The following is a 25698-nucleotide window of genomic DNA, read 5'->3' as shown; positions in this document are numbered from 1 at the left end:
GGCGGATCGATAAACTCTTAGTCAGCGTGGAAGCCTGACGCCCATAACAAGCTCCCTACCACGCCGCCCATCCGGCCGGCGCGGTTCCCAGCCGCGGCCGACGACGCGGGATTTACTCCCGCGTTTCTTGTTTCTTCTGTCCTCCTTCTCGGCGCCGGAGGGCCGACACGGGAGTAAATCCCGTGTCGTCGGACGCGGCCATGGGCCGCGCCGGCCGGCCAGGTTCTTGGCAGGTCGGCTCCGTCACAGCCGGCCGAACACCGCCTCAAAGCCGGCTCTGTCGCCCGCTGCCAAGAACCTGGCCTGCTCCACCCACCGATCCCGGTGCAGCCTCCCCGCGAACGGCCCGAGCTGCGCGTCCACCGCCGCCGCTCGGTCCGCGTCGAGCGCGGCGATCTGGCCGACCGAGTGCAGCCCCAGCTCCGCCAGCCGCGCCGCCACCTTGGGCCCGAGCCCCTTGAGCTGCGTCACCGGACCATCGGCCGGCGACATGCTTTCCGACGCGGGAGCGGGTTCGGCGATCGCCGCCGGGCCGGCATCGGCCGGCGCGGCCACCGCGATCCGCTCCTCGGCCTGCGGACGGTGATCGGGCTCGGCGTCGCGCGGCGCCACGGCGACTGGACGATGGTCGGCGAGGGGAGGGGGCGGGGCGCGGTCGAGACTTGGCCGGTCGAGCGCAGGCGCCTCCGCGCGGGGCATTACCGGCGCGGACGCCACGGGCCCGTCCGGAACGCCCGCCTCCACCGCCTCGGCCTCCACGCGCCGTTCGGCGGCGCGGCGGACGCGCGAGCGGCGGACGCCGGCGGCGATGACCGCGAGCGTGGCGAGGATCAGCAGCGCGAGAATGGCGAAATGAAGGGCGGTGAACGTGCCGGCGCCGGGCGGGGTGATGGCCATGATGGTTCCTCTCGACAGCGCGCCTAGAGCGCGTGTCCCTGCGCCGCAACAACCCGCGATCCAGCGGGCGGTTGCGCGTGCGCGTTCATCCCCCGGCCCGCTCGCGCGCGACCTCGCGCCAGCCGATGTCGCGGCGGTGGAACCCGCCGGGAAGCGCGATCGCGTCGACCGCATGATTGGCGGCGGCCTGGGCCCCCGCGACGCTCGGCGCCAGGGCGGTGACGGCGAGGACCCGCCCCCCCGACGCGACCAGCGTCTGGCCGTCCCGCCTCGTCCCCGCCTGGAAGACGAGCGCGCCCGTCGCCTCTGCGTCGCGGATCCCGTCGATCCGGCCGCCGGTGCGCGGCGCCGCGGGATAGCCATGGGCGGCGACCACGATCGTGAGCGCGGTGTCGGGGACGAAACGGGCCGGCGCCAGTTCGCCGAGCCGACCTTCGGCGGTCGCGAGCATCACGGGGAGCAGGTCGCCGTCGAAGCGCGGCAGGATCACCTGCGCCTCGGGATCGCCGAAGCGGGCATTATACTCGATCAGCTTGGGGCCGGTCGCGGTCAGCATCAGCCCGGCATAGAGCACGCCCGAAAAGGGGGTTCCCGCTTCGCGCATCGCCGCCAGTGTGGGCTCGACGATCTCGGCGATCGCGCGCGCCTCGAGGTCGGGGGTGAGGACGCGCGCGGGGCTGTACGCGCCCATGCCGCCGGTATTGGGGCCGATATCGCCCTCGCCGACGCGCTTGTGATCCTGCGCGGAGCCGAAGGGCATGATCGCGGTGCCGTCGGTCAGGACGAACAGGCTCGCCTCCTCGCCGTCGAGGAACTCCTCGATCACCGCCTCCCCCGTCGCTTCGAAGCCTGGCCCGTCGAACAACGCGTCCAGCGCATCGGCTGCCTCGGCGGGGCTGTAGGCGATCGTCACGCCCTTGCCCGCCGCCAGCCCGTCGGCCTTGAGGACGACGGGGAGCGCGAAGGTGGCGGCGAGCGCCGCGTCCGCCTCCGCGCGCGAACGGACGCGGAGGTAACCGGCCGTCGGAATGCCGGCGCGGGCGCACAGGTCCTTGGTGAAGCCCTTCGAGCCCTCGAGCCGGGCCGCCGCCTTGTCCGGCCCGAACACGGGCACGCCCGCCGCGCGCAGGCTGTCCGCGAGGCCGTCGACCAGCGGGGCTTCGGGGCCGATCACGACCAGCCCGATATCGTGCCCGCGCGCGAACGCGATCACCGCGGCGTGATCGGCCGGGTCGACCCGCACCAGCGTGGCGTGGCCCGCAATGCCGGGGTTGCCTGGCGCGGCGTAGAGCCTAGTGAGTCCGGGAGACCGGGCCAGCTTCCAGGCGAGCGCGTGCTCGCGGCCCCCCGATCCCAAGAGCAGGACGTTCATGGCTTTCCCCCATTCCGATGCGCACCGGCTCGTAGCCGAGCCCATGCCCGGCGACAACGCGCCGGCGATGAGCGTGGGCGAGCTGGCCGGCAGGCTGAAGCGCGTCGTCGAGGGCGAGTTCGGCCATGTGCGGCTGCGCGGCGAGATCAGCGGCTATAAGCGCGTCGCGTCGGGCCATGCCTATCTGGCGCTCAAGGACGAGAGCGCCGTGATCGACGGGGTGATCTGGAAGGGCCAGGCGTCGCAGATCGCCTTCCAGCCTCAGGATGGTATCGAGGTGATCGCGACGGGGCGGCTGACCACCTATCCGGGGCGCTCCAAATATCAGATCATCATCGAACGGCTGGAGCTGGCGGGGGCGGGCGCGCTGATGGCGCTGCTCGACAAATTGCGCCTGAAGCTGGCGGGCGAGGGGCTGTTCGACCGCGCCGCCAAGCGCGCGCTCCCCTATCTGCCGCGCGTGATCGGTGTCGTGACCTCGCCCACGGGCGCGGTGATCCGCGACATCCTCCACCGGCTGGAGGATCGCTGCCCGACGCATGTGATCGTCTGGCCGGTCAAGGTCCAGGGCGAGGGATCGGCGGCCGAGGTGGCGGCGGCGGTGCGCGGGTTCGACGCGATCGCGCAAGGCGGCCCGGTGCCGCGCCCCGACCTGCTGATCGTGGCGCGGGGCGGGGGATCGATCGAGGATTTGTGGACCTTCAACGAGGAGGTCGTCGTCCGCGCGGTCGCCGAATGCCGCATCCCGGTCGTCTCGGCGGTCGGGCACGAGACCGACACGACCCTGTGCGACCATGCCGCCGACCTGCGCGCGCCGACCCCGACCGCGGCGGCCGAGATCGCGGTGCCGGTGCTCGCCGACCTGCGGCTGACCATCGCGGGCCAGGGCACGCGCATCGAACGCTGCGCGCGGCGCTATGTCGATCGCGGGCGCGAGCGACTGGAGGCGCTGGCGCGCGTCATGCCCAAACGCGACGCGCTGCTCGGGCCGCAGCGCCAGCGCGCCGACGATCTGGGCGCGCGGCTCGATCGGGGGTTGGAGCGGCGGGTGGCGCGGGCGCGCGGCGTGCTGACGGAGGCCGGCGGCGCGCTGCGCCCGGCGGTGCTGGAGCGGCGGCTGGAGGGCAAGCGCGCCCAGCTGGACGCGACATGGCGGCTGATCGGCTCGCTCAACCCGCACCGGGTGCTGGAGCGCGGCTATGCCCGGGTCACCGCGCGCGGCGGCGGGACGCTGACCGACGTGGCGGCGGCGCGGGCGGCCGGGGCGGTGACGCTCCACTTCCACGACGGCGATGTGGACGCGCAGGTCGGGCAGCAGATCGGGGGCCGTCTTGAGCGCGGGGGCGGTCGGCCCTATTCTCCTCCCAAGCCCGACCAGCCCTCGCTGCTCTGATCGCCTGGAACGCCCGATATGCTGATGTCCAACACCGACCGTCCCGCCCGGCTTCACTACATGGCCAACGGCTTTCGCGTGCTGGCGCCCGGCGATCATGTGCTGTGCGCGGTGTCGGGCGCGCGGGTGCCGCTGACCGACCTGCGCTATTGGAGCGTGGCGGGGCAGCAGGCCTATGCCACGGCCGCCCTGGCGAGCGAGGCGCTCGCGCCGCGATGAGGATGGCGCTGGCGCTGGCGCTCGCAGCGTGGTTCGCGCCGGTTCTCGCGCAGTCGCCGACGCAGAGCTTTCATCTCATCGGGGTGCCGACCCAGGGCGCACTGATGACTGGCGAGGCGCCGGCCGGCGCGGTGTCGGTTGTGCTCCGCATCCCCGACGCCCCGGACGTGCCGGTGACCCTGGAGAATGGGCGCTTCCTGGTCGGGTTCGACCGCGACGCGGGCCCCGTGGCCGAACTGGTGGCGGTACTGGCCGACGGACGGGAGCTGTGCCACCCGCTCGCGGTCGCGCCGCGCGCCTGGCGGATCGAGCGGGTCGACGCGCCCCTTCGCGCGGGCCGGACCACCGCCGCGCTCGACAGGCTCCGCCCGGCCGAGCTGGCCCGCATCGCCGCCGCCCGCGCGGTCGAGACGGGGGCAACGGGCTGGCGAGGGGCCCTGCGCCGGCCCGCGCAAGGGCGGGTGTCTGGGCTGTTCGGGGCGCAACGTGTCTATCGCGGGGTGCCGGGCTCGTTCCACTCGGGTGTGGACATCGCGCTGCCCACGGGATTCCCGGTGCTGGCTCCCGCGGACGGGGTCGTGGTGCTGGCGGCAGACCCGGCCCGGCCGTTCACGCTGGAAGGTAATCTGCTGATCGTCGATCACGGCGCGGGATTGAGCAGCGCATTTCTGCACCTGTCGCGCATCGACGTGGAGGAAGGCGAGCGCGTCGTTGCGGGGCAGCGGATCGGCGCGGTCGGAGCAACGGGCCGTGCGACGGGGCCGCACCTCCACTGGGGGCTACGCTGGCGCGACGCGCGCGTCGATCCGCTGCCCGTCGCCGGGGCGATGCTCTAGCCGACCCGTTTTCCGCGCACCGTCCGCTGCCTGCCTATGCTCAAGAAGTACGAACCAAGCGATGCCTTGCGGATGCGGATGGCGACCCCATCCCGCGGGGGCAGCCCCAGCGCTTCGGTGGTGGACCAGCGTGCGCCGTCTTCCAGCACTAGGTCGTATTTGCCATAGCCGACCGGAATGACGCGGCGCACGGTGGTGTTGATCTCGGTGAATTCGGCCTCGTCGCGATCGTCGCCCTCACGCCCGCCGAACAGTTCGATCCGCGGCAGCGCGAAGCCGAACAGCGACCGTCTGGTCTTGCGAACGCTTTCGCGGTCGAGCACCGTGACCTCCCGCGACCGAACCGCGGCATCGAGGCCGGCGGCCGCCGCGTCGAAGCATGATAGCCGCGCAGAGGACTCCACTATGTTGCGGCAGTCACCCACTGCTTTGACCACCCCGGGTAGGTCGGCAGCCCGAGGCGAGGATTGCGCAGCCGCAGCGCCTGCGACGACCAAGGCCAATCCCGCTGCAACTCTCTTCATGCTTGGCTCCCCCACCTTCGGAATACCTTAACTCGGCGGACCAACTCGGGCAACAGAAGGCGGCTGCCAATTCCGTGTGACTAAATTACTACAGCACTCTGATAAACGCGAGCACATCGCGGGTATGCATTGTGCGACCGCGAAGGCCTTCGCTATGACCCGCCGTCAAGCGACGGAGCTCCAAAGCTCCGCGCGGTCTATTTTGATCCCGGCACGTCCAGATCATCAAAGGGGTTTTACACATGACGCGAACTTTCCGTCGGCAGCTTCTCGCCTCCAGTCTCTTGGTCGGTGCGTCCGTCGCGCTGGCGAGTCCCGCTTTCGCGCAGGACGCTCCTCCGGGCAGCCCGCAGGACCAGAACGCCCAGGGAGTGACCACGCCCGACTCGGTCGACATCGGCGAAGAGGGCGCGGACATCGTCGTCACCGGCTCGCTGATCCGCAATCCCAATCTCGAGCAGTCGAGCCCGGTCGCGTCGATCGGCCAGGAAGAGATCCTGCTCCGTCAGGCCAACGTCGCGGAAAACTTCCTGCGTGAGCTGCCGGGTATCGTCCCGTCGATCGGCTCCGCAGTCAATAACGGCAATGGTGGCTCCTCCTTCGTCGATCTTCGTGGTCTCGGGTTCAACCGCAACCTCGTGCTGCTCGACGGCACGCGTATCGTCCCCGCCGGTCTGGCCGGCGCGACCGACCTCAACAACATTCCGCTGGCGCTGGTGGAGCGTACGGACATCCTGACCGGCGGCGCGTCGACGACCTATGGTGCCGATGCGGTGTCGGGCGTCGTCAACTTCATCACCCGCCAGGATTTTTCGGGCGTCGAGATCTCGGCGAACCAGCAGATCACCGAGGTCGGCGACGGCAACCAGTTCCGCTTCGACCTGACCGTCGGCGGCAACTTCGCCGACGATCGCGGCAACGCGGTGTTCTCGATCGGCTATCAGGAGTCGGACCCCGTCTTCCAGGGTGATCGCGACTTCTCCCGCAATAACATCGACTCGTTCACCGGCGTCGTCGGCGGAGGGTCGGGCACCGCCGTTCCCGGCCGCTTCTCGGTTCCCGGTTCGGGTACGCTCCAGATCAATCCGGCAACGGGAGCGCTGGTGCCGACGTTCCAGCTGTTCAACTTCAACCCGCAGAACATCTTCCAGACTCCGTTCGAGCGGTTCAACATGTATGGCGCGGCCCGGTTCGAGGTCGCCGACGGCATCGAAGTCTACAATCAGGGCATCTTCTCCCGGAATTCCGTTTCGACCGTGATCGCGTCGTCGGGCACGTTCGGCAACTCGCTGACGATCCCGCTCAGCAATCCGTACCTCCCGGCGGGCGCGCGCAACCAGTTTTGCACCGCGGGTGTCGATGCCGATCTGGCAACTGCTGGCCGTCAGACCCCCACAGCTGCACAATGTGATGCGTTTGCGGCGGCGACCGATCCGACCAGCCCCAATTTCCGTACCTTCACCACCAACGCGTCGCGTCGCTTCGTCGAGGCGGGACCGCGTCTGGCCGAATACCAGACCACGTTGTTCAACTATCGCATGGGTGCGCGCGGCGACATCACCGACAGCTTCCGCTTCGACGTATTCGGCAGCTATGGCGAGAGCGAGAACACGCAGCGCCAGTCGGGCAACGGCACGCTGACGCGCCTGCGCCAGGCCGCCAACGCGACCACCACCACGACCTGCATCGATTCGACCAACGCCTGCGTGCCGATCAATCTGTTCGGTGAGGCCGGTTCGATCACGCCGGATCAGCTCGGCTTCCTGCTCGGGGTGACCAACAGCACGACGACGCGCACCACCCTGTCGACGGCGCGGGGCTTCGTCGAAGGCGACTTCGGGGTCACCAGCCCGTTCGCCACGCAGGGGGTCAATATCGCGGTCGGCGCCGAGTATCGCCGCTACACCGCCGCGGTCATCTCCGACGCGCTGACACAGACTCCCAACGAGGTGCTCGGCAATGGCGCGGCTTCGCCCGACGTGCGCGGCGAGTATGACGTATATGAGGGCTTTGGCGAGTTGCTCGTTCCGCTGATCGAGGACCGGCCGTTCTTCAAGAGCCTGACGCTCGAGCTCGGCGCCCGCTACTCGAAATATTCCACGGCCGGCGGTGCCTTCACCTACAAGGCCGGCGGCAGCTGGGAGCCCTTCGACAGCCTGAAGTTCCGCGGCAATTATCAGCGCGCAACCCGCTCGCCGAACATCGGTGAGCTGTTCGCGCCGCTGGTGACCGGTCTGGATAACGGCACCGACCCCTGCGCGGGCGCGGCGCCCAACGGCAGCGCGGCCCTGCGTGATGTCTGCGTCGCGCAGATCATCGCGGGTGGCGGCACGGCGGCTTCGGCTGCCGGCCTGATCGGCACGATCGACCAGCCCTCGGCGGGCCAGGTCAACGTGACGGGCGGGGGCAATCCGAACCTGGACGTGGAAAAGGCGACCACCTACACGATCGGCGGCGTGTTCCAGCCGACGTTCGTCCCCGGCCTCGCGGTCACGGTCGATTACTTCAACATCAAGGTGAAAGACGCGATTTCCAGCCAGACGGTCGGCGATGCGATCATCGCCTGCTTCGGTCAGAACCCGGCCGCACCGCCCGCGGGCGCCGCCGCCAATCCGGCCTGCACCGCGATCTCGCGCGACCCGCTCGACGGCACGCTTAACGGAACGGCCGATGGCTATCCGCAGCCCTTGTCCAACCTGGGTCGGATTGCGACGGACGGCATCGATCTGAACGTCAATTATCAGCGTGATTTCGGCAATGCCGGGCTGGTGCTCAACTTCCAGGGCACTTGGACGAACTCGAACCGCTTCAACTCGAACGTCAACAGCCCGTTGTCGGTCAATCGCGAGTGCGTCAGCTTCTACAGCATCAACTGCGGTTCGATCCAACCGGAGTTCGCGTTCAACCAGCGTACCACGCTCCGGTTCGACGGCGTTGACATCTCGCTGCTGTGGCGTTTCATCGACGACGTTCAGTACGAGCCGATCCAGTATGCCGATGATGTCGCAGCAGCGACGAACGCGGCAGGTGTCGTGAACCAGAGCTTCGTCGTCAACGACGAGTTTCTGCGGATCGGCGCGGAGCATTATTTCGACCTTTCCGCGCGGTTCGAGCTGACGGATAATTTCGACGTGACCGCCACGGCCATCAACCTGCTCGACAATCAGCCGAAGATCGTCGGTGCGACCGTGGGTACGACCGATTTCAACAGCGGAAATATCTATCCGTCGACCTACGACTCGCTGGGTCGTCGGTTCGCGGTCAGCGCCCGCATGAAGTTCTAGGCGTTGCTGAACTTGGACGCGTAGATCGGGGGCGGGCAGCGATGTCCGCCCCCTTTTTCATCGGGCTTGCGCTGCGCGCCGTGTTGCGGCATTTTCAACTCCGGACTTGTTCGTCGAAAGCTATGTCATGATCTTGCTTCTGATCGCCTTGGCCGCTCAGGCTGCTCCTCCCGCCCCCGCGCCTTCGGCCCAAATGGCTGCTGCCGACGGCGAGAAGGTCGTATGCAAGCGGAGCGCCGCGACGGGATCGTTCGTGCGCACCAAAAAGGTCTGCCTTACGCGCCGCCAATGGCAGCGGGTGGCCGACGACGCGCAGGAACTTGGGCGCAGCATGCGCCCGGGGCTGACAACGGGCGTTCGGTAATTCACCTCGCGGCCGGCGCCGGGCTCGGGACGATGCTGGGTGCCCGACATCGGCATCCGCGCCGGTGACGGCGTGACCGTGTCGACGGGAGGGGTCGCCGACCCCGAGATCGTGCGGCTGCTCCGGGTCGCGGGTGAAGCAGGAGCCAGGGGCGACGCGGTCGCCATGGCCAGCGCGCTCCGAGCCGTCCTGCTACGGGCGCCCGACCATCCCGAGGCCCTGAATGCGGTCGGGATGCAGGCGCTGAGCCGGGGCGATCACGCCGAGGCCGAGCAGTTGTTCGCGCGGGCCACGCTCGCTGCGCCGTCGATCGCACCTTTGTGGATGAACCTGGCGACGGCCCGCCGCAATCTGCGCGACGATGCCGGGGAGCGCGCGGCACTGGAAGGGGCGCTAGCGACCGACCAGCGGCATCTGATGGCCAATGTCCGCCTGGCCGAGTTGCACGAGCGATCGGGGGAGGACAGCGCCGCACTGTTCCGTTGGAGCGGCGTCGTCGCGGTGGCTGAGGCGATGCCGGAGCGCCCGCCCGGGCTCGACCAGTTGCTTATGCACGCGCGGGCACGCGTGACCGAGCGAGCGGCCCGTTTCGGTCGCGAGGTGGACGACCGCCTATCGTTACTGCGCGAGGGTATCGACGCGGCGGGGCGTCGGCGTTTCGACGCTTGTGTGGATGCGATGCTCGGGCGACGGCGGGTCTATCGAAACGAGCCCCACGGCCTGCATTTCCCGTTCCTGCCAGCCGACGAGTTCTTCGATCGCGCGCATTTCCCTTGGTTGGGCGAGCTGGAGGCCGCCGCGCCCGTGATCCGGCGCGAGCTGAAAGCGTTGCTCGCCGCACCCGATAGCGGGTTCGCCCCCTATGTTGATCTGATGCCGGGGTCACCGGTAGACAAATGGACCCCGCTCGACCGGTCTGACGCGTGGAGCGCGCGTTATTTGTGGCAATATGGCGAACGGCAGGCCGATGTCTGCGACCGCTGTCCAGAGACTGCGGCCGCACTCGCCCGCGCGCCGCTCGCCGACATGCCGGGCAAGGGGCCGACCGCCTTTTTTTCGGTGCTCAAGCCTGGTGCGCGGCTGCCCGCCCATACGGGAGTTAGCAATATTCGCGCCATCGTCCACCTGCCGCTGATCGTGCCGCCCGGGTGCGGTTTTCGCGTAGGGGGCGAGACGCGCCACTGGGTCGAGGGCGAGGCGTTTGCGTTCGACGACACGATCGAACATGAAGCGTGGAACGAGTCGGATGCGATCCGCGCGGTGTTGATCCTCGACGTGTGGAATCCGCATCTTTCCGCGGCCGAACGTGACATGCTGCGTGGATTGTTCCGCGCGCTGGCAACCATTGAGGACGTGCCAGCGACGATGGGGGCCGTGGCCGGGTAGCTTACCCCAGCGCCAACCGCCCCTCGCCCTCGTCCACCCGCACCGTGGCGCCGTCCTTGACCGCACCGCGCAGGATCAGATCCGCCAGCGGGTCCTGCAGATGCCGCTGGACCGCGCGCTTGAGCGGGCGGGCGCCGTATACCGGGTCGTAGCCGACCCGGCCCAGCCAGGCGCGCGCGGCGTCGGTGAGGTCGAGCGTGATCTTGCGGTCGGCCAGCAGCCGGCCGACGCGCGCCACCTGGATGTCGACGATCGGCGCCATATGCGCCTGGCCCAGGCGGTGGAACAGGATCACCTCGTCGAGGCGATTGAGGAATTCGGGGCGGAAATGCCCGCGGACCACCTCCATCACCTGCGGCTCGACGCTTTCCACGTCCTCGCCCTCGCCGAGCGCCGTCAGATATTGCGAGCCCAGGTTCGAGGTCAGGATGATGAGCGTGTTGGTGAAGTCCACCGTGCGGCCCTGGCCGTCGGTCAGCCGCCCGTCGTCGAGCACCTGGAGCAGCACGTTGAACACGTCGCCATGCGCCTTCTCGACCTCGTCGAACAGGATCACCTGATAGGGGCGGCGGCGCACGGCCTCGGTCAGGACGCCGCCTTCCTCGTAACCGACATAGCCCGGCGGGGCGCCGATCAGCCGGGCGACGGCGTGCTTCTCCATGAACTCGCTCATGTCGATGCGCACCATCGCCGAGGGGTCGTCGAACAGGAATTCGGCGAGCGCCTTGGTCAGCTCGGTCTTACCGACGCCCGTCGGGCCGAGGAACAGAAAGCTTCCCAAGGGCCGGTTCGGGTCCTGGAGCCCGGCGCGCGCGCGGCGGACGGCGGTGGAGACGGCGTGGACGGCATGGGCCTGGCCGATGACACGCTTGCCGATCGTCTCCTCCATCTTGAGAAGCTTGTCGCGCTCGCCCGCCAGCATCCGCTCGACGGGGACGCCCGTCCAGCGGCTGACCACGCCCGCGATGTCGTCGGCGGTGACCTCCTCGCGCAGCATCGCGCCCTCGGTCGCGCCCGCCGCCTCGGCGAGCTGGCGTTCGAGCTGGGGGATGGTGCCGTATGACAGCTCGCCCGCGCGGGCGAGGTCGCCGGTGCGCTGCGCCTGGTCGAGCGCGATGCGCGCCGCGTCGAGCTGTTCCTTGAGCTTGGCCTCGGCGCCGATCTTGTCCTTTTCGCCCTGCCAGCGGGTCGTGAGCGCCGCCGATTGCTCCTCCAGCCCGGCCAGGTCGCGCTCGAGCGTCGCCAGCCGGTCCTGCGAGGCGGCGTCGGACTCGCGGCGCAGCGCCTCGCGCTCGATCTTGAGGCGCAGGATGCGGCGGTCGAGCGCCTCGATCTCCTCGGGCTTGGACTCCACCTCCATGCGGATGCGCGATGCCGCCTCGTCCATCAGGTCGATCGCTTTGTCGGGCAGGAAGCGGTCGGTGATGTAGCGGTTGGACAGGGTCGCGGCCGCCACGATCGCGCCATCGGTGATGCGCACCCCGTGGTGGAGTTCGTACTTCTCCTTGAGCCCGCGCAGGATCGACACGGTGTCCTCGACCGTCGGCTCGCCCACGAACACCGGCTGGAAACGCCGCTGGAGCGCGGGGTCCTTTTCCACATGCTTGCGATATTCGTCGAGCGTGGTCGCGCCGACGCAGTGGAGCTCGCCGCGCGCGAGGGCGGGTTTCAGCAGATTGCCCGCGTCCATCGCACCTTCCGATTTACCGGCGCCGATCAGCTGGTGCATCTCGTCGATGAACAGGACGATGTCGCCCTCGGCCGCCTTGACCTCGTCGAGCACGCCTTTCAGCCGTTCCTCGAACTCGCCGCGATACTTCGCACCCGCGATCAGCGCGCCCAGGTCGAGCGACATGAGCCGGCGCCCTTTCAGGGTATCGGGCACGTCGCCATTGGCGATGCGCAGCGCCAGCCCCTCGGCGATCGCGGTCTTGCCGACGCCGGGCTCGCCGATCAGCGCCGGGTTGTTCTTGGTGCGGCGGGCGAGGATCTGGATGGTGCGGCGGATCTCCTCGTCGCGGCCGATCACGGGGTCGAGCTTGCCGTCCCGCGCCGCCTGCGTCAGGTCGCGCGCGAATTTCTTGAGCGCGTCGTACCGGTCCTCGGCGCTCTGCGTGTCGGCGGTGCGCCCGCCGCGCAGCTGCTCGATCGCGGCGTTGATCGCCTCGGCCCGGACCCCGGCGGCGGCCAGCGCCTTGCCGGCGGCGCTGGTCGTCGACAGCGCGAGCGCGAGCAGCATCCGCTCCACGGTGACATAGCTGTCGCCCGCCTTCTGCGCGACCTGCTCCGCCTGGTCGAGCACGCGCACCGCGTCATTGTCGAGCCCGGGCGTCGCTTGCGCGCCCGATCCGCTGACCGCGGGCACCCGGGCCAGCGCCGCGTCGGTCTCCGCGACCGCGCGCCTGGCGTCCCCGCCACCTGCGCCGATCAGCCCGGCGGCCATGCCCTGCTCGTCCTCGAGCAGCGCCTTCAGGATGTGCTCCGGCGAAATCCGCTGATGGTTCATGCGGATTGCGACGGTCTGCGCCGACTGGAGAAAGCCCTTGGCGCGATCGGTGAATTTCTCGAGGTTCATGTCTGTCCCTGTTGTTCTTGCGGATCAGGTAGTGTGCTCTTTGGGCAACACAAGGGTAAGACTTCGACGATCGACACGGGATGCCGTGATCGTTCCCCTGGCGGTAAGATGGGGGCCGTTCGTGCTGCCGGTACCGCGCACCGTCCGGCGCGCGGTGCAGGGCCCGCCGGCGATGCGCGGCGCCAGGAGCGATTTCGCGCTTCGCCATGCCGGGGCGGACCGGTTGCGCATGGTGGAGCGATATCGCCGGCTGCCCCGGGGCGCGGGACTGGGTCGAGTGGACCTGGGCCATGACGAGCCGCCGCACGACCGGGGGCGGTCGGTCTCCTGCGCGGCTGGTATTGGAAGTTCGACAGGCGGGGGCGGCCAGATGCGCTTGCCTTGCCGGGTCATGCGTGCGGGCAATAGCTGGCGCTATCACCGCCGCCCCGCTCCCGATCGTCCCGGTACGGCGCTGAACAAGGCGGCGGATTACCTCCGCGAGCATTTCGGCCGCCTCGATCCGCCGCCGGTCGAGGTCGTGCGGCCGCGCCAGGGCAAGGTCGGCCTGCCGCGTCATCAAGGGCGTTGCAGCGCGCCAATACACTCGTATAACTCGTCCAGATAAACCGGAGAGGGCGAAAATCCATGAAGTCGAAGACCTTGGCGCTGACCGGCGTCGCGTTGTCCCTGCTCGTCTCGCCTGTGGCTGCGCAGACCGCGCCCGCCGCCGCCAGCGCCGCCGCGCCGGTGTCGCAGCTCGTCCGCTCGGTCGACATCCCCTATCAGCAGTTCACGCTCGCCAACGGGCTGCGCGTGATCGTCCACACCGATCGCAAGGCGCCCGTGGTCGCGGTGTCGGTGTGGTACGACGTCGGGTCCAAGCACGAGCCGGCGGGCAAGACGGGCTTCGCGCATCTGTTCGAGCATCTGATGTTCAACGGATCGGAGAATGCGCCGGGCGAGTTCTTCGAGCCGCTGAAGAATGTCGGCGCGACCGATTACAACGGCACGACGAGCTATGACCGGACCAATTATTTCGAGACCGTGCCGACCGCCGCGCTCGACCGCGCGCTGTTTCTCGAATCGGACCGCATGGGCTATCTGCTGGGCGCGATCACGCAAGCCAAGCTCGACGAGCAGCGCGGCGTCGTCCAGAACGAAAAGCGCCAGGGCGACAACCAGCCTTACGGCCTGCTCCGCTACAAGCTGCCGGGCGGGCTGTTTCCCGTCGGCCACCCGTACAACCACACCACCATCGGTTCGATGGCCGATCTCGACGCGGCATCGCTGGATGACGTGAAGAACTGGTTCCGCGACAATTACGCACCCAACAACGCTGTGCTGGTGCTGGCGGGCGATGTCGACCTCGCGACCGCGCGGACCAAGGTGCAGAAATATTTCGGCGCGATCCCGCGCGGGCGGGCCAGCGTCAAGCGGCCCGCGCCGATCGCAGCGCTGCCCGCGCCCGTCAACGAGACGATGCGCGACCGGGTGGCCGCGCCGCTGGTCACGCGCAGCTGGTCGGTGCCGGGGCTGAACGACGATGATGCCGCCGCGCTCGAGGTCGCGGGCGGCGTGCTGGGCGGGCTCAGCTCGTCGCGGCTCGACAATGCGCTGGTGCGCCAGGACAAGCTGGCCGTGCAGGTGAGCGCGGGCAATCGCGCCTTCGCCGAGGTGGGGGCGTTCTCCGTCACGGCCGTTGCGCGGCCGGGGGTGGACCAGGCGCTGCTCGAACGGCGGCTCGACGCGGTGGTCGCCGATTTCGTCAGGACCGGGCCGACCGCCGACGAGGTGAACCGGTACGTCACGGGCGTCGTCGCCAACCGCGTGGCGGGGCTGGAATCGGTCGGCGGCTTCGGCGGCAAGGCGGTCGCGCTGGCGGAGGGCGCGCTTTATTCGAACGATCCGGGCTTCTACAAGAAGCGGCTCCAGGCGCTCGGCCGCCAGACGCCCGAAACGGTCCGGGCGGCGATGAACCGTTGGCTGACGCGGCCGGTCTACGCCTTTGCGATCGTGCCCGGCGCGCGCGAGGCCTATCAGGACGCCGCCGCGCCCGCGGCCAAGCCCGTCGCCAAGGCGCCCGACACGCCCTTTCAGGGAACGCGCGGGCCGCTGCCCGCCGTCGGCGATGTCGCGGGGCTCAGCTTTCCGGCGGTCCGCCGCGCGCGGCTGAAGAACGGCATCGAGGTCGTCTATGCGCAGCGCACCGCGGTGCCGATCACTCAGGCGGTGCTCAGCTTCGATGCGGGCGTCGCGGCCGATGTGCCCGGCAAGCTGGGCACCCAGGCGCTGACGCTGGCGGTCATGGACGAGGGCACGACGACGCTCGACTCGATCCGCCTGGCCGAGGCCAAGGAGCGGCTGGGTGCCGATATCGGCGCGGGGGCGTCGAACGACCGCACCACCCTGTCGCTCGAGGTGCCGAGCGCCAACCTCCAGCCCGCGCTCGACCTGTTCGCCGACGTGGCGCGCAACCCCGCCTTCGCCGAGGCGGAGGTGCAGCGCGTCAAGCAGCAGCAGCTCGCCGGAATCGCGCAGGAGCTGACCAGCCCGCAGGGGCTGGCCGGCCGCGTCCTGCCGCCGTTGATCCATGGCCCTGCCAGCCCCTATGCCAAGGCGCAGGGCGGCGGTGATCCGCGCGCGGTGGCGGCGCTGACCCGCGCCGACCTGGTCGCGTTCCGCGACGCATGGCTGCGCCCCGACAAGGCCAAGCTGTTCGTGACGAGCGACCGCCCGCTGGAGGAGGTGCTTCCCGCGCTCGACCGGCGTTTCGGCGACTGGCGCGCGACCGGAACGGCCGGCAGCAAGAACTTCGCCGCCGGCCAGCCCTCCGCGCCGAAGATCGTGCTGATAGACCGGCCCGACAGCCCGCAATCGCTGATCCTGGCGGCGTTGCCGACCCCGCTCAAGGGCACGGACGACCTGCTGGCGGTGCAGACCGCCAACGACGCGCTGGGCGGCAGCTTCCTCAGCCGCATCAACACCGACCTGCGCGAGACGCGTGGCTGGTCCTATGGCGCGCGCGGTTCGTTCGCCCAGGCGGAATATGCGGCGCCCTATGTCGTCTCCGCGCCGGTCCAGGCCGACAAGACGGGGCCGTCGATCGCATCGCTCAAGGTCGACGTGGCCGAGTTCGTGACCACCAAGCCCTTGACCCAGGTCGAGTTCGACCGGGCGATCACGGGCGCGGTACGGTCGCTGTCGGGCAATTTCGAGACGTCGGGGGCGGTGCTCGGGGCGATGCAGAGCAACGACCTCTACAAGCGTCCCGACGATTATTACGCGCGCATCACCCAGCGTTACCGGGCCATGACGCGCGACCAGCTCGACGGGGCGATCCGGCGGGTGATCGTACCCGACCGGCTGGTCTGGGTCGTGGTCGGCGACGCCAAGGTCGTCCGGCCGCAGCTTGACAGCCTGGGACTCCCGGTTGAGGTGATTCCCGCGGCGGCGGTCGCCGGGGGCGCGACCCCGCCCGCCCGGACGGCTGCGGCGAACTGAGCTGCTGATATTTGACGGAGGAAGACATGGCTGGCGTTGACGGTACGTACGACTGCACGGTGAAGTCGCCGCTGGGCGACCAGAAGATGACGCTGACGGTCAAGGGCGACGGCGACTCGTTCACTGGTACGGTGTCGGGCGCGATGGGTGCCAGCGAGGTGTCGGGCGAGGTGCGGGGCGAGCAGATCAGCTGGAAGCAGCAGATGACCGTGCCCATGCCGATGACGCTCGACTGCCAAGCCACCGTGTCCGACACCGCGATCATCGGCACGGTGGGTGCGGGCGCGTTTGGCAGCTTTCCGCTGTCGGGGACGCGCACGGCCTGATCCGCGATCGTCGGACATGAAAACGGCCCGCTCTCCGCGTGGAGGGCGGGCCGTTCCTGTTTGGCCGCCTGGTGAAGCGGTTAGCTCAGCACCACCGCATTGGCGCCGGCCGCCTTGGCGAGCATCGCGCTCATGGCTTTCAGCAGCTTGCCCATCGCCACGGGTTTCAGGATCACGTCATCCGCCCCTTGCGCGATGCAACGCTCGCGCAGGTCCAACGCGGTGTCGGCGGTGACGACGATCACCGGCAGCTGCGCCTTGGCGTCGGTGCGCGCGCGCAGGTGGCGGATCGCGGTCAGACCGTCCATTCCAGGCATGCGCAGGTCCATCAGCACGATCGAATAATGCCCGTCGTCGATCATCTGCAGCCCGGTCTCGGCGTCGGCGGCCTCCGACATATCGGCGCCGACGACACTCAGCATGTCCTTGACCACCCGGCGGTTCATCGCATCGTCTTCAACGAACAGGACTTGCATGCACTTAGGCCCTTCGATTCTTGTAAGAAACCCCTAGCCTTTTACCGGTAAACGACGCGTTACCGATTCTCACGCCGCGCGCGCGCCGAACAGCTCGGGGGCGACCAGCATGTCGGGTTCGTCGCCGTACAGCGATCTCAGCGCCTCCATCAGCGCGGCCGCGCCGATCGGCTTGACGATCAATTGCGACGCGCCGACCGTCATCGCCTCGGCGATGCTGATCCCGGCAACGGCGGGCGCCAGCAGCAGGCTGCACCGCGCGCCCGCGTCGCGCGACGCGCGCGCCAGGTCGCGCAGCGTGGCGATCAGCTCGCCCTTCTCGCCCGCGATCGATGCGGCGTCGAGCAGGAGGTGCGTGGGTGGATCGGGTTCCGCCAACACGGCGATCACCTCGGCCGCGGTATCCGCGACCGCGACATGTCCCGCCTCTGCGCCGAGCAGCACGCGCATCACACCCTGGTTGAGGGGGTTGCGGTCGAGCACGAGCATCCGCGCGGTCGCCAGCGTCATGTCCTGTTCGGGCTCGTGCGCGGCGACTCTTTCCGCTTGCGCGCGGACGAGCGGCAGCAGGACGTCGAAGCTCGTTCCCTGGCCGATGACGCTGGAAACGGTGATGTCCCCGCCCATCGCGATCGCCAGACGCTTGCAAATGGCGAGCCCGAGGCCGGTGCCGCCATATTGGCGCGTGGTGCCGCCATCGACCTGTTTGAACGCCTCGAAGATCGCCGCCTGCTGGTCGAGCGGGATGCCGATGCCGGTGTCGACCACGCGGATCGCCAGCACCTCGCTCTCGTCCTCCGCCGATCCGGCCCCGGCGATCAGCGTGACGCGCCCCACGCTGGTGAATTTCAAGGCGTTCGACATGAGATTGAAGACGATCTGGCGCAGCCGGCCGCCGTCCGATACGATCCGGCGCGGGGCATGGTCGATGTCGAGGACCAGTTCGAGCCCCTTGGCCTGGGCCTGCCCGCTCCACAGCCGCGCCGCATCGTCCAGGATCGCGACCAGGTCGGTCGGCTCGGCGGCGACGGTCAGCTCGCCCGACTCCATCTTGGCCACGTCGAGAATGTCGTCGACCAGCGCCTTCATCGTCTCGCCCGCGCCGTGGACGACCTCGATCCGCTCGCGCACCGCCGGGCCGATACCCCGGTCGGCGAGCAGCACCTGGGTCATGCCCAGAATGCCGTTCAGGGGCGTGCGGATTTCGTGGCTGGTGGTCGCGAGGAACTCGGTCTTGGCCTTGAGCGCCTTTTCCAGGGCCCCGTTGACGTCGGTCAGCGAGGTGTTCGCCGCCGCCACCGCGTCGCGGCTGCGCCGCAGCGCGAAATAGCCGAACAGGAGCACGCTGAAGATGATGGCGGCCGCGGCGAGGAGCGCGCTGAACATAAGGGTGCGGGTGCGGGTCTTGTCGCGCTCGGCCGCCACGTCGCGAGCGAGCTGGTCCTGCTTCAGTTTCGAGATCTGGAGATTCTGGTTCGTGAAGTCGAAGCGGGCGGCCATGAGCTGCGACGCGGCGGAGGCGGTGAGCTGGTTCGCTTCCGATTCGAGACGCTGATACGCCTTCGCGTGACGCAATGCCGCTTCAACGTCGCCCAGCGCCTCGTACACCTGCGATGCGGTCAGGTGATAGTCGCGGAACAGCATGTCGCTTTTCTCGATGTCGACGCCCTCGAAGGCGCGGGACAGGAGCGTCGACGCGCGTTTCAGGTCGCCTTGACGCTCCGCGACCATGGCGGCGGCACCGAACACAAAGGGTCGCCAGCCCGCCGCCTCGCCATGCCCCACCAACGCCATCGCCCGGTCGACGGCCTTGCCCGCCGATACCAGCCGTCCCGCTTCGGCTTCCGAGGCGGCCAGATTCGTCCAGATGCGGGTAAGAAGCATCGGGCTCGCCAGCTTCTGGGCCTGGACCAGCGCCAGGCGGTACGACTCGGCAGCTTCGGCATAGCGCTTCTGCTTGCGGTAGACCTCCGCGCGGTTGTTGTAGATGGTCAGCGTGATCGTCGCGTCGCCGGTGAAGGCGTCGGCGGCCTGCTGATAATAGGACAGGGTGCGATCGTAATCGCGCGCGTCGAGATAGATCAGCCCGATGTCCTGAAGGACCAGCGCGCGGCTGCGCGCCTGACCCGCGCGCTGGAACACGTCGTGCGCCCTTTGATATTCGCGCAGCGCGGGCGTGACCTTGCCCGTCATGGCCATGATGGCGCCGTGCGCGCGCAGGAGGTCGCCGTGAAGCTTCGTGTTCCGCGCGACCTGCTCCGCCCGGACGAGCGCGGCGGCGACGATGGGTTCGGCGCCGGTCAGGTCGTTCATGTGGATCAGCGCCTCGCCGTGCAGCCACTCGGCGGTGACGGCGTCGACGCGTGCGCGGGGGTCACCCGGCAGACGCCTCGCCATTGCGACCGCCGCGCGGGCGGAGGCCAGCGCGGCCTGCGGATCGCGCATCATCGCCTCTTTGGTTCGGTCGATCGCCGCGTCGAACTCGGCGAAGGTCGCGGCGGGCGCGGCGCGCACGGGCAGGGGCACCGACGCCAGCGCCAGGGCCGGGGCGGCCAACAACAGCAGACGGCCCGCGCGCATCGACATCCTCCCGATTCGGCGGCCACCCTAAGCCCGCACCTGTTAACGACCGAAAAAGGCCGCCGCCGGTTTACCCGGCGACGGCCTCATTTTTTGTGCGTCGGTGCGATCAGAAGCCGATGCGGAAGCTTCCACCCATCGTCAGCGACGGCTGCGTCCGGTCGTCGGCGCGCAGGTCGGCGCGGCCGAACAGGTTCACCTGCGCGGTGCCGTTCGCGACCGAACGGCCGTACAGCGCCTCCGCCACGAAGCGGCGCTGCCCGCGTTCCACATCCGCGAACTGGGTCACGTCGCCCAGTTCCCCGGTCTGCCGATCGATCACCTCCACGCCGGTGATGCCGATCCGGCCGCGCTCGATATGGAGCGGCTGGGCCAGGGTCAGACGGACGCGGTCCTGATCGTCGAACAGCCCGACCTTCGCGACCGCGACCTGCCAGGCGCTGCTGACCAGCCCGCCGCTCGCGACGGCGATGCCCTGCGATCCCGTCTCGCCGGCACGGGTGCGACCCACCGTGCCCGTCAGCGCCAGCGACAGACCGTCCGCCACGGCATAGTCCGCCCCGAAGGTCGCCGCGTCGGTCGTCGACCCGCTCCTCAGGTCGTTCCGGTCGAGCGAGCGGATGCCGAGCAGCCCGGTATCCTCGCTCAACATCGTGTAGCCGATATTGGCGGTGAGCCGGCCCGTGGCGCGATACGCCAGCGTCATGGTGCTGGCGGTGGCACGATAGGGATCGATGCCGCCCAGGATATGACGCTCCTGCGCGCCCATCCGGTCCAGATCCATGACCGCGTTCTGGCGCGTCATGCCGGTCGACACGGTCACCCGGTCGCCGATCTTCATGTCGACCGCGGCATAGCCCGCACCCGAGGCGAGCCCCAGGAACGGATTGGCGCCGCCCGTCGCCAGGTCGTAATCGGACCGCAGGCCGAAGCCCTGCTGGCCCGTGAGCGTCGCGCCCTCGCCGCTGCCGAACCGCACCGCGAAGCGTTGATCGGCCGACTGGAGAGCCAGCCCCGTATCATAAGGCGCCGAGGACTGGCGCAGCCCCGGTCGCCATTCGCGCGGGGTGGCGGTCAGCGTCGTTTCCAGCGCACCGACGGTTCCCATCGGCGCGGTGAAGCGGGAGGTCGCGAACCCGGAGGTCGAGCTGCGCCGGTTCGCGTTGAACCACGACCAGAATCGCCCCTGGAGATAGGCGTTGAACTGTTCGCCCGTATTCCCGACGGTCTGGCCCAGCAGCTTCGACGACATCGGGATCGCGAAATCGCGATATGAATCCTTCAACTCGCCCGTATCCTCGAACACGGTGAAGTACACCTTGTTCGCTTCCCAGGTGTTGATCGTCGTCTGGCTCGTTTGGAGCACGCTGGTGGCGGTGGTGCTGGCCGTGACGCCGTTGGTGACGCGCTTCCACTGGAGCGAGAAGAAGTTGCCGGGTTCCAGCGCCTTCTGCACGTCGAGCATGCCGCGGCCATAGACGTTGTCGGTGCCCGCCGCGCCGACGTCGCGCGCCGAATTGAGGATCAGGTTGACCGTATCGACGGGGTTGTCGGACAGCCAGGGCCACCGATCGTGAACCAGCGCGATCGTGCCCGATACGAGCGGTGCCGCGAAGGACGTGCCCGACATGCGGGTGACGCCGCCCTCGCCGTCGGACACCAGCATGAACTCGCCCGGCGCGACGATGAAGCGGTCGCGCAGCATGTCGGTGCCCTGCGGATCATTGCCGCCCAACTTCTTGATCTTGCCCTCGCCCGGCCGGTTCGAGAATTGCGAGATCACCCCGTTCGGGTCGACCGAGCCGACGATGATGATGTTGGGGTTCTTGTCGAAATCCCAATTGACCTCGTAATTCTTGTCGTGGACCTTGCCCTCGTTCCCCGCCGCGATCACGAACACGGCCTTTCTGGCCTTGTCGCTGATCGCCTTGTCGGCGAACACCGTGTCGTTCCAGCCCGAATGCAGCACGTAACCGGGCACGCCCAGCGACATGTTGACCACGGTCGACCCGTTGTCGAGCAGGTACTTCACGCCGTTCTTGATGTCGGTCCAGCCGGCGGTGTTGGTCGCGTCGAACGGGTTGTAGCTGATCACGCTGACATCGGGCGCGATGCCCATCACGCCGCGGCCGTCATGCTTGGCGACGATAAGGCTCGATACCGCCGAGCCGTGGATGCCCGTCGCGCCGGACAGCCCCGCGGAACTGACGACGTTGCCCGCTTCGCTGCCGGTGATGGCGAAGTCGAGGATGCCGATCTTGGTGTCGGCGCCGTTCCCCAGGCTTTGCGTCAGCGCGGGCGACCAGTTGACCGCCTTCATCCAGTGATCGACCTGGTCCTGGCCCGAATAATTGTTGAGGTTGTCGTACCAGTCCATCAGGAACAGCTCGATGCCGAGCTCGTTCAGGCCGACCAGCGAACGCGGGTTCTTCAGGTCGATGCCGTATTTGCCGAGCAGCTTGTTTGCGAAGCCCAGCTCGAACGACGTGCCCGTATAGGCCTGGACCGCGGGACCATAGGTCGTCCGGGACAGGTCGACGAGACCGTTGATCGCCGTCAGCATGTCCTTGTAGGTGGAGGGGGTCGCTTCGAAGCTGAGAATTTCGCCCGAGAAGCCGCGAATGCCCCCGGCAAAGCCGCGGATGCCGCCGGCCATGCCCTCGAACTCGCCGACAAAGCCGCGGATGCCGCCCGCGCTGGCGGACAGCGAGCCGGCCGCGGGCGCCAGCGCTCCCCAGAAGCTCTTGTCATAACCCGTGGTCGGATTGACCGCGAGCTGGAAGCCGCGGATGCCCCCCGCGAACCCCTGAATGGTCCCGGCAAAGCCGCGGATACCACCCGCCGACTCGGTGATCTCGCCCTGAAAGCCGCGAATACCGCCCGCCGTGCCCGAAATGGGCCCCGCGAAGCCGCGGATGCCGCCCGCATTGGGATTGATGTTGCCGCCGAAGGGTCGGATGCTGCCGCCATGGCCGCGGCCGTTCTGGCCATCGAGACTGGCGGCGATCAGCCGCACCTCGTCCTCGGCCGGCGCGCTGGTCGGCACGGGATCCTCGGGACCCGCGGTCTGCGCCCAGGCGGGCGCGGCGAGCGCGCACGACAGCGCGAGCGCGCTGGTCGTGAACAATCGCTGTCTGTTGTTGAAAGGCATGATGCACCCCTGATTCGCCCCGCCCGACTTGACGAAGCCGGTTCAGGTAGAACCGAAATGATAACCGGGAGGCGAAAGGAGGGGGTTACCCGTCGTCAACCACGACGGAAGGGAGGCGGCGGGCCGAGCGCTCAGGCCGCGCGCCGCTCGCCCGCCTCGATCCGGCGCGTGCGGCCCCAGGCGAAGTGGCCGAGCGCGTCCTCGATCGCGCCCAGCGTCAGCCCCTTGGCCGTGCCGAGCGCCGCGCGCGGGCGCTGGCCTGCGTCGCCGGCAACAACCTCGACCAGCGCCGGGTCGAGGCCGCAGGCGCGTGCGACGGCGCGCGCGAGAGCGGCCGTGGACAGCGGCTCGCCATGCGTCAGGTGCCAGACCCCGTCCGCGCCGTCGATCAGGAGGTCGAGCGCGGCGTCGACGATGCGGGGCACGAAGCCCGGGGTGACCTGGTCGTCGCCCGCCGCGACGAAAGGTCGCCCGGCGCCCAGCGCTCGCGCGATGTCGGCCGCCAGCCCGGTGTCCATCCCCGGATCGAACGGCTCGCCCGTGCGGACGATCAGGTGCCGGCCGGGCAGGGCGCGCACGATCCGCTCCACCGCATCGAGGGCATGGCCGATCGCGTCGTCGGGCATGGTCGGATCATTCTCCAGCCGGGGACGGTCCGCGGTCGCGCCGAAGACCAGATCGCTGGAGAAGCGCAGCGTCGGGATGCCGCGCTCGTCGGCTGCGCGGGCGAGCGCGGCGGCGTCGTGGACGACGAGGCCGCGACGGGTCGCCGTCCGATCTTCGAACTTTTCCGGCTCGGTCCAGCCGGTCGCGTCGATCACCGCCCATGGCCGGTGACGATCCAGGGCCGCGCCGAATTCTCCGCCCGGTGTCGCCGACCGTTCGATCACGACATGGCCGATCGCGCGCGCGTCGCAGTGTCGCGCAAGAGCCTGGCCGAGCGTTCCTCCCGCGCCGTAGATCAGGAGCGGCGGTGCCGCGGCGATGCTGGGCAGGACCGGTGCGCTCCGCTCGAACCGGGCGGGTCGACGGACCGGGGGGTAGAGGAGTCGCGTCGGGCGCCGCCACCATCCGGGCGCGCGCGCTACCGGATGGCGTTCCGCGTCGTCGGGCAAGCCCCGCCACGCATCCGCCAGCGCGGTGGGGCGGGGTGCCGCGCCGCTCACGTCGAACAATCCGGGCTCGTACAGCCCGTCCGAGGTCAGGAGCGTGTTCCATCCGCAACTGCCGAGCACCGCCCAACTCGTGACCGCGCGCAGGTCGACGCCTTCGGTACGCAGCGCGCGCGCGGTATCCCAGGCCTCGCCGACCCAGCGCAGCTGTTCTTCGCGTGTGCAGCCGAGATGGACTTCCGTCACCGCGAGCGGGGTACGGTAGCGCTCCCAGGCCTCGCGCAGCGCGCCGGCCAGCCCGCCCGGTGCGGGCTCCAGCACGCGCACCGCCTCGACATCCGCGTAACGCTGCTCGAAATTGGCGCCGTGCGTGTGGGCGGGGTAGCGTTGGAGCCGGTGGTCGAGGAACCGGTCGCTGGTGAGGTAATGGTTTACCCCGATCACGTCGGGCGGGCACGGTTCGGTCGCGAGCGCGTCGAGCCGCGCGCCCAGCCCGAAGCCGGCGATCCGATCCCACAGGGGGTGGCCGGGCACGACGCGCCCGAACAGCAGGTCCCATCCCGCCCAGCGCCGGAGATTGTCGAACCCAGCCTGGTGGAACAACGGCGCGGTCGCATAGGTCCGCCCCAGATCGTCGGTCTGGATCAGCCGCGCCCCCGGCGTCACCGCGCGGATCGCGCGCATGGCGTGCGCGACACCGTCGACCTGGTTGACGAGCGCGGTCCAGAACGACCCCTCGTCGCGGTGGTGCGGATACCAATGGCCGTAGAGCGCGGAAAAGCGGGCGGTGGTCAGCGGTTCATTGACCGGCGTATAGTCGGCGATCCACGGATAGCGTTCGGCGACCCGGCCGGCATAGTCGCCCAGCTTGGCCGCGAAATCGGGGTCGAGCAGGCTGGTATGATGCGGCCCGCTGCCGTGATGGAGCAGCCCCGCGATCGGCCGGATGCCGAGATCGCGCAGGGCGCCGAGCCGCCGGTCGGTCCAGGTCCAGTCGCACAGGTCCGGCCGCTCGGGCGATATCCGTTCCCATAGCACGGGATAGCGCATCGCCTGGAAACCGAGATCGGCGAAGCGTTGAAGGTCGCAGTCGCGATCATGGTGGCCCGACAGGTGCGACTGGTCGCCCCAGCGGTCGCCCACGCGGGCGACGGTGCACTCGGCGCCTCCCCACATTTCCAGTTCGGGCATGTCGCTCGCTTGGATCATCTCTCGCATCGACCACCTCATTCCCAGCCCAACGGTCTGGATTCACGACCATTTCGGCGCGCGCGTCCCGATCCGGGCTAATCCACGTTATGTATCAGTCGCTTGGCGGGAAACCCGATGGAACGAGAACCGCTTTCGGCGGTTAAAGCTGTTCATCCATCAGCAAGGTTCCATGCTCAGTGAAAAATCAGGCGGTGAAAAATCAGGGTCCGCAGACCTCCAAGCCGCATCTGGTCAACGCCCAGGTGCCGAGCGGGAGCCCGACCCTGCTCTGCCTGTCGCACCTGCGCTGGAATTTCGTGTTCCAGCGGCCCCAGCATCTGATGAGCCGGTTCGCCCAGACCCACCGGGTGCTGTTCTGGGAGGAGCCGGTCTATGTCGCGGGCCTGGCGGAGCCGCGGGTCAGCGAGACGGTGGACGCCGCGACCGGCGTGGTCGTGCTCACCCCCGAACTCGTCGCGCCCGGCCGCTGGGAACGCGAGCAGCTGCGCGACCTGCTCGACGCGTGGCT

Annotated in this window: 17 protein-coding genes and 1 pseudogene; 10 read left to right on the top strand and 8 right to left on the bottom strand. The window is 69.2% G+C overall.

All coding sequences use genetic code 11. From position 1 onward, the window contains the following. Positions 1-243: 243 nt before the first annotated feature. On the bottom strand, positions 244-897 hold the full coding sequence (locus VF592_RS01645) for a hypothetical protein (protein ID WP_331003856.1): 654 nt from the start codon (positions 895-897) through the stop codon (positions 244-246). A gap of 85 nt (positions 898-982) precedes the next feature. Beyond that, positions 983-2269, bottom strand: coding sequence for a phosphoribosylamine--glycine ligase (gene purD, locus VF592_RS01640; protein ID WP_331003855.1), 1287 nt, complete (start codon positions 2267-2269; stop codon positions 983-985). On the opposite strand from purD, the gene xseA reads away from it, so the two are divergent. The 3 genes from xseA to VF592_RS01625 are packed head-to-tail and all read left to right on the top strand — an operon-like array spanning position 2268 to position 4717. After that, complete coding sequence (xseA, locus tag VF592_RS01635) at positions 2268-3662, top strand: exodeoxyribonuclease VII large subunit (RefSeq protein WP_349256362.1); 1395 nt, start codon at positions 2268-2270, stop codon at positions 3660-3662. The two genes, purD and xseA, sit on opposite strands and share 2 nt — an antisense overlap. 18 nt (positions 3663-3680) lie before the next feature. Continuing rightward, positions 3681-3881 (top strand): DUF2093 domain-containing protein, encoded by a 201-nt coding sequence (locus tag VF592_RS01630; RefSeq protein WP_331003854.1) that lies wholly within the window; start codon positions 3681-3683, stop codon positions 3879-3881. Further along, positions 3878-4717, top strand: a complete 840-nt coding sequence (locus tag VF592_RS01625; RefSeq protein ID WP_331003853.1) for a M23 family metallopeptidase — start codon at positions 3878-3880, stop codon at positions 4715-4717. Before VF592_RS01630 ends, VF592_RS01625 begins: the two co-directional genes overlap by 4 nt. Here the strand turns inward: VF592_RS01625 and VF592_RS01620 are convergent. Beyond that, positions 4714-5154, bottom strand: coding sequence for a hypothetical protein (locus tag VF592_RS01620; protein WP_331003852.1), 441 nt, complete (start codon positions 5152-5154; stop codon positions 4714-4716). The two genes, VF592_RS01625 and VF592_RS01620, sit on opposite strands and share 4 nt — an antisense overlap. Positions 5155-5483: 329 nt before the next feature. On the opposite strand from VF592_RS01620, the gene VF592_RS01615 reads away from it, so the two are divergent. From VF592_RS01615 to VF592_RS01605, 3 genes are all read left to right on the top strand, one after another. Then, the gene (locus VF592_RS01615) at positions 5484-8525 is read left to right on the top strand and encodes a TonB-dependent receptor domain-containing protein (RefSeq protein WP_331003851.1); all 3042 of its coding nucleotides are present in this window, start codon (positions 5484-5486) and stop codon (positions 8523-8525) included. A gap of 127 nt (positions 8526-8652) precedes the next feature. Then, entirely contained in the window at positions 8653-8889 is a 237-nt protein-coding gene (locus tag VF592_RS01610) for a hypothetical protein (RefSeq protein ID WP_331003850.1), read from the top strand. Positions 8890-8928: 39 nt separating this feature from the next. Further along, on the top strand, positions 8929-10275 hold the full coding sequence (locus tag VF592_RS01605; protein ID WP_331003849.1) for an aspartyl/asparaginyl beta-hydroxylase domain-containing protein: 1347 nt from the start codon (positions 8929-8931) through the stop codon (positions 10273-10275). 1 nt (position 10276) lies between these two features. On the opposite strand, the gene clpB is transcribed toward VF592_RS01605, so the two are convergent. After that, complete coding sequence (clpB, locus tag VF592_RS01600; protein WP_331003848.1) at positions 10277-12850, bottom strand: ATP-dependent chaperone ClpB; 2574 nt, start codon at positions 12848-12850, stop codon at positions 10277-10279. Positions 12851-12935: 85 nt separating this feature from the next. Here clpB and VF592_RS01595 point away from each other — a divergent pair, with 85 nt between their 5' ends. The 3 genes from VF592_RS01595 to VF592_RS01585 are packed head-to-tail and all read left to right on the top strand — an operon-like array spanning position 12936 to position 16659. Further along, positions 12936-13457 carry a hypothetical protein gene (locus VF592_RS01595; protein WP_331003847.1) on the top strand — a complete coding sequence of 174 codons (522 nt, stop codon included), beginning with the start codon at positions 12936-12938 and terminating at the stop codon, positions 13455-13457. 20 nt (positions 13458-13477) lie between these two features. After that, entirely contained in the window at positions 13478-16333 is a 2856-nt protein-coding gene (locus tag VF592_RS01590; protein WP_331003846.1) for a pitrilysin family protein, read from the top strand. A 26-nt stretch (positions 16334-16359) separates the two neighbouring features. Further along, entirely contained in the window at positions 16360-16659 is a 300-nt protein-coding gene (locus VF592_RS01585) for a hypothetical protein (protein ID WP_331003845.1), read from the top strand. Positions 16660-16739: 80 nt separating this feature from the next. Here the strand turns inward: VF592_RS01585 and VF592_RS01580 are convergent, their stop codons facing one another. The 4 genes from VF592_RS01580 to VF592_RS01565 all read right to left on the bottom strand — a co-directional run bounded on the left by VF592_RS01580 (position 16740) and on the right by VF592_RS01565 (position 25196). Beyond that, complete coding sequence (locus VF592_RS01580) at positions 16740-17135, bottom strand: response regulator (RefSeq protein WP_331003844.1); 396 nt, start codon at positions 17133-17135, stop codon at positions 16740-16742. Between the two features lie 69 nt (positions 17136-17204). Next, positions 17205-19715 carry an ATP-binding protein gene (locus VF592_RS01575; protein WP_331003843.1) on the bottom strand — a complete coding sequence of 837 codons (2511 nt, stop codon included), beginning with the start codon at positions 19713-19715 and terminating at the stop codon, positions 17205-17207. Positions 19716-19824: 109 nt separating this feature from the next. Further along, the gene (locus tag VF592_RS01570) at positions 19825-22866 is read right to left on the bottom strand and encodes a S8 family peptidase (protein WP_331003842.1); all 3042 of its coding nucleotides are present in this window, start codon (positions 22864-22866) and stop codon (positions 19825-19827) included. Between the two features lie 131 nt (positions 22867-22997). After that, positions 22998-25196, bottom strand: a complete 2199-nt coding sequence (locus VF592_RS01565) for a sugar nucleotide-binding protein (RefSeq protein WP_331003841.1) — start codon at positions 25194-25196, stop codon at positions 22998-23000. Between the two features lie 185 nt (positions 25197-25381). Here VF592_RS01565 and VF592_RS01560 point away from each other — a divergent pair. After that, positions 25382-25698: pseudogene (locus tag VF592_RS01560) on the top strand (hypothetical protein); the annotation flags it as partial.

This window comes from Sphingomonas sp., from assembly GCF_036388435.1.
Taxonomy (GTDB): domain Bacteria; phylum Pseudomonadota; class Alphaproteobacteria; order Sphingomonadales; family Sphingomonadaceae; genus Sphingomonas.
This window is presented reverse-complemented; position numbering and strand designations above follow the sequence as displayed.

Excerpts from the sequence above, each read along its gene's own strand:
- VF592_RS01645 (WP_331003856.1), bottom strand. The coding sequence starts at position 897 with ATGGCCATCACCCCGCCCGGCGCCGGCACGTTCACCGCCCTTCATTTC.
- xseA (WP_349256362.1), top strand. The coding sequence starts at position 2,268 with ATGGCTTTCCCCCATTCCGATGCGCACCGGCTCGTAGCCGAGCCCATG.
- purD (WP_331003855.1), bottom strand. The coding sequence starts at position 2,269 with ATGAACGTCCTGCTCTTGGGATCGGGGGGCCGCGAGCACGCGCTCGCC.
- VF592_RS01630 (WP_331003854.1), top strand. The coding sequence starts at position 3,681 with ATGCTGATGTCCAACACCGACCGTCCCGCCCGGCTTCACTACATGGCC.
- VF592_RS01625 (WP_331003853.1), top strand. The coding sequence starts at position 3,878 with ATGAGGATGGCGCTGGCGCTGGCGCTCGCAGCGTGGTTCGCGCCGGTT.
- VF592_RS01615 (WP_331003851.1), top strand. The coding sequence starts at position 5,484 with ATGACGCGAACTTTCCGTCGGCAGCTTCTCGCCTCCAGTCTCTTGGTC.
- VF592_RS01610 (WP_331003850.1), top strand. The coding sequence starts at position 8,653 with ATGATCTTGCTTCTGATCGCCTTGGCCGCTCAGGCTGCTCCTCCCGCC.
- clpB (WP_331003848.1), bottom strand. The coding sequence starts at position 12,850 with ATGAACCTCGAGAAATTCACCGATCGCGCCAAGGGCTTTCTCCAGTCG.
- VF592_RS01590 (WP_331003846.1), top strand. The coding sequence starts at position 13,478 with ATGAAGTCGAAGACCTTGGCGCTGACCGGCGTCGCGTTGTCCCTGCTC.
- VF592_RS01585 (WP_331003845.1), top strand. The coding sequence starts at position 16,360 with ATGGCTGGCGTTGACGGTACGTACGACTGCACGGTGAAGTCGCCGCTG.
- VF592_RS01580 (WP_331003844.1), bottom strand. The coding sequence starts at position 17,135 with ATGCAAGTCCTGTTCGTTGAAGACGATGCGATGAACCGCCGGGTGGTC.
- VF592_RS01575 (WP_331003843.1), bottom strand. The coding sequence starts at position 19,715 with ATGCGCGCGGGCCGTCTGCTGTTGTTGGCCGCCCCGGCCCTGGCGCTG.
- VF592_RS01570 (WP_331003842.1), bottom strand. The coding sequence starts at position 22,866 with ATGCCTTTCAACAACAGACAGCGATTGTTCACGACCAGCGCGCTCGCG.
- VF592_RS01565 (WP_331003841.1), bottom strand. The coding sequence starts at position 25,196 with ATGCGAGAGATGATCCAAGCGAGCGACATGCCCGAACTGGAAATGTGG.